Annotated in this window: 3 protein-coding genes; all 3 read right to left on the bottom strand. The window is 49.0% G+C overall.

What is annotated here, in order from left to right:
• Positions 1-29 precede the first annotated feature (29 nt).
• The gene (prfB, locus tag HMPREF3192_RS02830) at positions 30-1,169 is read right to left on the bottom strand and encodes a peptide chain release factor 2 (protein ID WP_156422838.1); all 1,140 of its coding nucleotides are present in this window, start codon (positions 1,167-1,169) and stop codon (positions 30-32) included.
• Complete coding sequence (gene secA / locus HMPREF3192_RS02835) at positions 1,169-3,931, bottom strand: preprotein translocase subunit SecA (RefSeq protein ID WP_066305117.1); 2,763 nt, start codon at positions 3,929-3,931, stop codon at positions 1,169-1,171. The genes prfB and secA overlap by 1 nt, the downstream gene beginning before the upstream one ends.
• A 177-nt stretch (positions 3,932-4,108) precedes the next feature.
• Positions 4,109-7,618, bottom strand: a complete 3,510-nt coding sequence (locus HMPREF3192_RS02840) for an AfsR/SARP family transcriptional regulator (protein WP_156422839.1) — start codon at positions 7,616-7,618, stop codon at positions 4,109-4,111.
• Between the last annotated feature and the right edge of the window lie 392 nt (positions 7,619-8,010).

The raw sequence follows: 8,010 nt of genomic DNA on the forward strand, positions 1-8,010 counted from the left end.
TTATATTCTCGATATTCTCGATATGTGCGTTACACAATGCCCGAATCGGGCTTGCCTGCGGCCGCCCAGCGATGGTACCCAATGATAAAAGCGTCGAGGTCGCCGCCTTCCAAAACGGAATTTACTTTAGCGGTTTCCACTCCTGTACGCAGGTCTTTTATCATTTGATACGGATACAACACATAACTCCGGATTTGGTTACCGAAGGAAATTTCATGCTTGGGTCCGCGCAGCTCATCAAGCTCAGCCGAACGCCGCTCTTGCTTGAGTTCATACAGGCGACTGCGCAAGATCTGCATCGCAAATGCCTTGTTTTGCAACTGGCTGCGCTCGTTTTGGCAGGTGACAACGAGCCCCGTTGGCAAGTGCGTGATGCGTACAGCCGAATCCGTTGTATTAACGCCTTGTCCTCCGTGACCAGACGCATGATAGACATCGATGCGCAGGTCATTGGGGTCGATGTCAACCTCAACGTCATCAGGCAAGACGGGTAGCACTTCAACGCCCGCAAAGGTAGTTTGCCGACGTTTTTTATCGTCTGTCGGAGAAATGCGCACAAGGCGATGCACTCCCTGCTCTGCACGGAGCATGCCGTAGGCGTTTTCTCCCGAAACCGTAAAGGTCGCTCGATCAATACCAATGACCTCTGCAGTTGGCACATCATTGACGGTGACTTTCCATTTGCGCAAGGCACAGTAACGCAGGTACATGCGGAAGAGCATGTTACACCAATCCTGCGCCTCAAGTCCACCCTGGCCTGGGATAATGGTGATAATAGCATCGCCATGATCAAATTCACCATCAAACCAGGTGGCAAGTTCAAGTTCCGTTAACTCATGCGAAAGCTTTTGGTACAGTTGTTGCGCCTCATGCAAAACGCCTTCGTCTTCGTCTTCTTCAAGCAGCTGCAAGGCGACGTGGGCATCTTCAAGCCAGCTTTGGATCTTCTCGAGGCGCGCAAGCGTTTGCTTTGCTTGCGTCAGACGCTCCATAGCCTTGCGTGCAGCTTGAGCATCGTCCCAAAACGAAGCATCAGAGCTCTGCTTCGAGAGCTCGTCTACCGTTTGCTGCAATTCATCAACGTGCAAAAACGCCTTTGCATGTGCCAGACGCTGCTCAAATGATTCCAGTGCTGCCAGATCAAGCGTTGCCAGATTTGTTTCGGGCATTAAGCATTCCTGCCGTGGCAAAGCTTGAACTTCTTACCACTTCCGCAAGGACACGGATCGTTGCGACGCACATTGGCATAGGGATCGGATTCTGCTTTGATATACGTGCGTGCCTTGTCGGGACCCGCGGATGCCTGCTTGCCTACAGCATTAACAGCAGCGGCAGGATTTTTAACGCGTGCTTGCGACATGGCCGAAGGCGCACCTTGATCGCCATCCACCTCGGCAGGACCCGAATACTGAGCGTTGGTAAGACCGTTATCCATGTTTTGAACGGGAGCTGGATTTTCTGCCAATTCCATACGCAGTATCGTACGGATAAAGTCCTCGTACATCGTGCTCACGAGCTCAGAAAACGCCTGGTACGCTTCACTGCGATACTCCATAAGAGGATCGCGCTGACCAAATCCACGCAGACCAATACCCGTCTTTAAGTAGTCCATCTCCTGCAAATAGCTCATCCAACGCGTGTCAATAACACGAAGCATGACCTGCATCGAAAGCATACCCATAATCTCATCACCAATGAGTTTCTCTTTATTGGTATACTCGCCGAAGACAAAGCCAAAGACCAAATCGACAATCTCTTGCGTGGTCATCTTCTTCGAAATCTCGGGGAGCGTGTCGAGGCCCGTGAGCTCATGGAGCCAGCCGATAAGACCGTCGATGTCCCAATCTTCAGGAGAAAGTGCAGACGAACAGTAGTTTTGAACCTTGCGCTCAACGGTGTCATAGGTGGCTTCCTCGACGTGCGCCGTCAAGTCCTTGCCATCCAAAATCTTGTTGCGCTCTTCGTAAATGACCTGACGCTGTTTATTCATAACGTCATCGTAGTCCAAAACATTTTTACGCATGGCAAAGTTGATTTCCTCGACCTTGCGCTGTGCGCCCTCAACTGCCTTGGAAACGGATTTTGATTGAATGGGCTGGTCAGCGGGCATCTCGGCACGTTGCATCCAGTCGGAAATGCGATCCATACGATCGCCACCAAACAGGCGCATCAGGTCGTCTTGCAGCGAGAGGTAGAACTGCGTCTCACCAGGATCGCCCTGACGGCCCGAACGACCGCGGAGCTGATTGTCAATACGACGGCTTTCGTGACGCTCTGTACCGATGACGCAAAGGCCACCAGCCGCCAATACGTGCTCACGCTCGGTTGCGCAAATCTCACGAGCCTTGGCAAGCGCTTCATCTTTTTGTTGTTGCGTTGCCTCTTTTGGCTCAATATCCTGCTCGCGCAGCAAATCCTCGGCCAAAAAGTCGGGGTTACCACCCAGTAAAATGTCGGTACCACGGCCAGCCATGTTGGTTGCGATGGTGACCGCACCTTCACGACCTGCCTGTGCAACGATGGCTGCTTCGCGCTCGTGGAATTTTGCATTCAAGACATTGTGAGGAATACCACGCTTATCAAGCAAACGTGACAGACGCTCGGAGTTATCGATAAGTACGGTACCAACCAGCACGGGTTGACCTTTTTTATGACGACGAGTGACATCTTCGGCCACGGCATTAAATTTGTCTTCGATGGTGCGGTAGACCAGGTCCACGTTGTCGATACGAATAACGGGCTTGTTAGGTGGAATTGCCTGAACGGGGAGCTTGTAGATCTCTCTAAACTCAGCGTCCTCGGTCATAGCCGTACCAGTCATGCCCGAAAGCTTGGTGTACAAACGGAAGTAGTTCTGCAAGGTAATCGTTGCAAGCGTCTGGTTTTCCTCGCGGACATAGACACCCTCTTTGGCCTCGATGGCTTGGTGAAGACCCTCTGAGTAACGACGTCCTTCCATAATACGACCTGTAAACTCATCAACGATTTTGACTTCGCCATCGGTCACCACATACTGCTGGTCGCGATGGAACATGTACTGGGCCTTAAGTGCCTGCTGTAGATGGTTGACGAGCTGACCAGACATATCGGCATACAGGTTGTCGATACCCAAGGAGCGCTCAACTTTTTTGAGACCCTGCTCTGTGGTGGCAATCGTATGCTTGGCCTCATCCATCTCGAAGTCTTCTTCGGGAGTAAGACCGCGGACAGCGCGCGCAAAATCTTTGTAGATATCGGCGGACTTAGATCCCGCACCCGAAATAATCAAAGGGGTACGCGCTTCGTCAATCAAGATGGAGTCGACCTCGTCGACAATAGCAAAATTGTGGCCACGCTGTACACGCATGGAAGCACGAGTCACCATGTTGTCACGTAGGTAGTCAAAACCAAACTCAGAGTTGGTGCCGTAAGTGATGTCCGCCTGGTACGCAGGTGTCTTCAAAGCGGGAGCCATGCCATTTTGCAAAAGACCCACATTCATGCCGAGGAAGCGATAAATTTGCCCCATCCACTCGCTGTCGCGCTTGGCAAGGTAATCGTTAACGGTAACGATGTGCACGCCTTTACCACTAATAGCATTGAGGTATCCTGCGAGCGTTGAGACAAGCGTCTTGCCTTCACCTGTTTTCATCTCGGCAATCATGCCTCGATGCAAAGCTGCGCCACCAATGATTTGGACGGGAAAGTGCCTCATATGAAGCACGCGACCAGAGGTCTCGCGCACAGCTGCAAAGGCTTCTGGCATGAGATCATCAAGCGACTCGCTCTTCTCGTAGCGTGAACGAAACTCATCGGTCTTTGCTTTTAATTCATCATCACTCAGACTTGCAAATGAATCGCTGAGATCCTCTACCCTCGTGGCAATTTTTTGAAGCTCTTTAAGCTCCTTATCAGAACCAAAAGATAATAATTTAGAAAAGAAACCAGGCATATTGCTTCCTTGCTTTACGTACCATGATTGCTCATTAAGTATATATTTTTCTTCAACATGTTACTTTAGCAGTCCTCAAGCGGTGACTTAAGCATGCTCTATTACATCACTATAAATACGCACACATCAGCTGTTCGTAAAGCTTATCCTCCCTAAAACTCCTTTCCATTTTGCCTGTTAACCTGTAGAAACGTTATTTTCCACTTCCGGATCATCGCTTTGCTCTAACCCGTCATTGTTGCGTGGCAAGATATGTATATTTGACGCTGAAGACAGCGTTGTCACCTGACTTTGTGCTGCTGCCACAAGCTTCTTTAATTCCTTCGAAACTGTCAGCCCCGTTGTTTGAGAAAGCTTGCGCGCATACTCCGTAAAGAGTTCTTTTGTCTTTGCGGCACGACCTTGCTGTATGTATACCTTCATAAGGATTTGTAAGACATCTTCTCGTAAGTCGTCGTGCTGCTGTGCATTGCAGGCAAGCCACTCTGCCTGCTCAAACTTGCCCTGTCGCAATGCTTCCTGCGCTCCCAAAACACATACATCGATATAGTGCTTTTTGATCGTCTCTTTTGTCGTGTATGAAATGCCAGAGACCTCGTCTGGCAGCACCACATCTCCTGGATACAGTTCTTGGATTTTAATAATCTGCTGCAAAAGATCCTGTGGGTCCCCTAGCGTGCGATTCTGCAAGCGATCTTGCGGACGTACTTGTAGCTGGCTCTGCACTTGACCTTGCAGCTTGTCCTGTACGCTCTCTAGCAGATTGGTCTGCATGGTCGCCTGAGTACTCATAATTTTTGTATAGGCCTGTTCAAAAATGTCAACATCAACAGTCGCCAACTGCGGATCAAGCCAGATCTTACCGTGCGAAGCACAAATAAACGGCTCCTGACCAGGAAATATTGTCGTCGCTTTGCGGGCTGCCGTAAGGGTTACATACAGCCGATCCCGAGCAGACAAATAATTGGCGTCTGGCCACAAGGCTTCGGCGATCTGCATGCGTGTTAATGCATGTCCTGGGGCGAGCGCTAAAAGCAATACCAGCGTCTGTGCATGTTTACGCTTCCACGCTATTTTTGATATGGGTACACCATCGCAGAAGACCGCAAATGTTCCCAATGTTGTTATATATAAGTGATGTGCCCGTGCCAAGCTCGCCATTTGCCCAGTGTGCTCTTCTCGAACAGAACGAGCATATGTTTTGCATAATGCGCTTTGTTTTTCGATACTCGCTTGCCACACTGCGGGCATTGCCTGCTTCAGCGTTTGCGAAAGGACCCCGCAACAGCGCGTCAGAACTGCTAAAAAAGGTATCTCTGTCTCTGGTAATGCCTGCATTTTAAGTCGATTGCAAGCATGCGCCAACACCTCTTCGCGACCCAAGAAAACCTGATACAACAGCCATGATACAGGATCAGACAACTGCCTAAAATTTGTATGCGCAGTATCGAATTTTTCTGCACTAAACGCTGCACCAGATGTTGTTCCAGGCACCACTCCAGATACCACTCCAGATGCCGCCTCAAGTGCTGCACGTGACTGCGGATTTTGGTTGGCATGCATGCAAATCGCCAAGGCCTGATACAGGCGCCCTATTTGTTTTTTGACGCTCACAGCAGCCCTATCACACTGAAGGTCCTGTGCAGCCAGCGGCAAAGCTACCCGATACAGCATTTCTGCACGCGCCTCATCAAAAAGACGAGCTGCGCGCTCAAGCACAATGTAGGCACGCAATTTTGCATTGTCATACATATTCTGTATGCCCGCGCATAAAAACGTAAACGCTGCCTCTACCTTCAAATTTGCAGCAACGCATTTATGGGCAAGCCGCTCCAACTCGCCAACACTATGCAACACACCCACAAGCGCATCAAGCGAAAGACGAAATGCCTTCAGACGACCAGTCATAAAAACATAGTCCGTCTGATACAAAAATGCATCAATATCGGCAAGCGAAATTCGTTCGGCATCACTGATGTACTCATTCGCAAAAAGCTGCACAAATGCTAAATCTATGGCAAGAAGTAAGTCAGAAATGCCCGAAACCGTCGAGCTCAGTCCCTGGACGAGAAGTTCGGCGAAGGCTTCCTTAATTTGAGCACGTAGGAGATGTCGTTTTACACAGGCATGCACATAAAACTTTTGCGCAAGCCAATCATCGTGCAGCACAATCTGCGCGGCTGTTAACACATCAATGTGTTTTACCTTCTGCGTGGCACCCGAACCTGGCACTGCCGGCGCACTTGGTTCATCCGCCTCCACGCGCAAAAGCGAAACCCCAGGAATACTCTCCAAAATTCCACGCAGTACCGTTGCGGTCAAATCTTCATGCGTCAGCGGACGCAACGCCTCAAACATCCACGTCAGCTGCTGATACAAAACCTGCTGCTGCTTTGTTATGGGATACGGCAGACGTGCATACAGATCGCAGGCTTTCTCAAAAATCCCATTGCAGAGAAGGGCTGCGATTCGTGCACATTGTTTCTCGAACATATAGGATGTTTCAAACAAACCGCCCGCTTCATGCAGCGCCTGTCGTACCAGCTTGCCTTGATTTGCGTCAATAAATTCGCAAGCATGCGAAAGCCCCACACGAACACGAATCTCTTTCGAGCAGAATGTCTCCATTAGCAGGGAAGCTCGGGCAAAACGCTTTTGCTGTACGAGCAACGAAACGCACTTCTCAATAAGGTGGGAAAATTCTTGTGATGCCAAGCGCAGATCTTTGACGATGGGCGTATCTTCTGTATTTATCAGCTCTGCAAAAGCCTCGTCTTTAGAGAAGCTCGCAACGCTAAATGAACTGTACGCAGGTGTAATGCCAAAGAAAGCACTCGTTTGAGCAATGGCATAAAATTCCTCAGCGTTGAACTTCTCGCCCGCAGATCCAATGGCATCGAGAAGATCCTCTCGTGAGCCTTCTCCTAGCACTACCATCGCAAGGCGCAACAGGCGATTTGCCAAAGGAAGCTCGCTTCTTAATGAATCATGTAAACAGCAAGAAAGTTCTGGTTTAAGATTACGTACAAGCGCGGTTGTGTTTGCTTTCGTATCAAAGCTATGCAGACTGGCGAGACCGCATTCCAAAAGATTGATAATGCCATGCGAAAGCTCGTACAACTCTTGCAAACAACCTTGTGACGCTGGGTGTTGCAGCCGAAAAATCTGATCACCGTGAACACGAATGTCGGATCCATAACAGATAAAAGCCTCTGGCAAACCCTCAAAAAATTGCTTATGCTCTGAATGCGTCGTAATCAAGAAGCTGCAACTTTTTTGATACAAGGTACTCAGTGTTCGTTTGAGGCGTGCGGCAAATGGGCTTGTATAGCTTTGCATATTTTTAAACAGAATCAGCGGTCGTGTAATCTGGCCTGCCTCTATAGTGCACGCAAATTCTTTGAGCATTGAGATAAGCTCAGCCTCAGAGGTATTCGCAAGATCATATTCAAAAACGTTGCGCCCCAACGCACCATACCGCTGCGCCAAAAGATCAGCATAGGCATTTATTGCCACATATGGCTCGGCACACAAAACAATAAACGCAGTTTGCGGGGTGGGGATATCAAGATACATGCCCCGAAGAAGCTCCAACGAACAGAGAAGCTCAGAGAGCTTATGGTCCTTATGCCCCTGAAAAGCCGCGTTGGAAGATTTAGCTTTAGGAGACGCAATTGCCCTACTCACAACAACCTCCAAAAAATAAGGAAGAACAACGTGGTTTTAGGATAACAATTTGATTCTTATTTTCTTGTAAAAATTAACTGAACGAAATCTAACAAATGCCAAACTATTGGATAAGTAATCATTACTATTTCAATATGTTGTGCATGAAGGGTCATTCAATAATATATACGGGTATGAAATGTATAGAATTACTGTTATTATCCAAAAATAAAACTTTTGGCGAACGGTAAATCTAACAAAAAAAGCGCCGTTTACCAGCGCCTAACAGGGTTTGTCGAAAACTTTTTGATGGCGCGGGCAGCCAGGTGGGCAGCGCCTCGCACCACAGCACACTAGGTGCCCTCACAGCGCGGCACCATCACTCATACGCTACATCGCCATAAAAAATATCC

The sequence above is a fragment of the Atopobium deltae genome, assembly GCF_001552785.1.
In the GTDB taxonomy this organism is placed as follows: Bacteria; Actinomycetota; Coriobacteriia; order Coriobacteriales; family Atopobiaceae; genus Atopobium; species Atopobium deltae.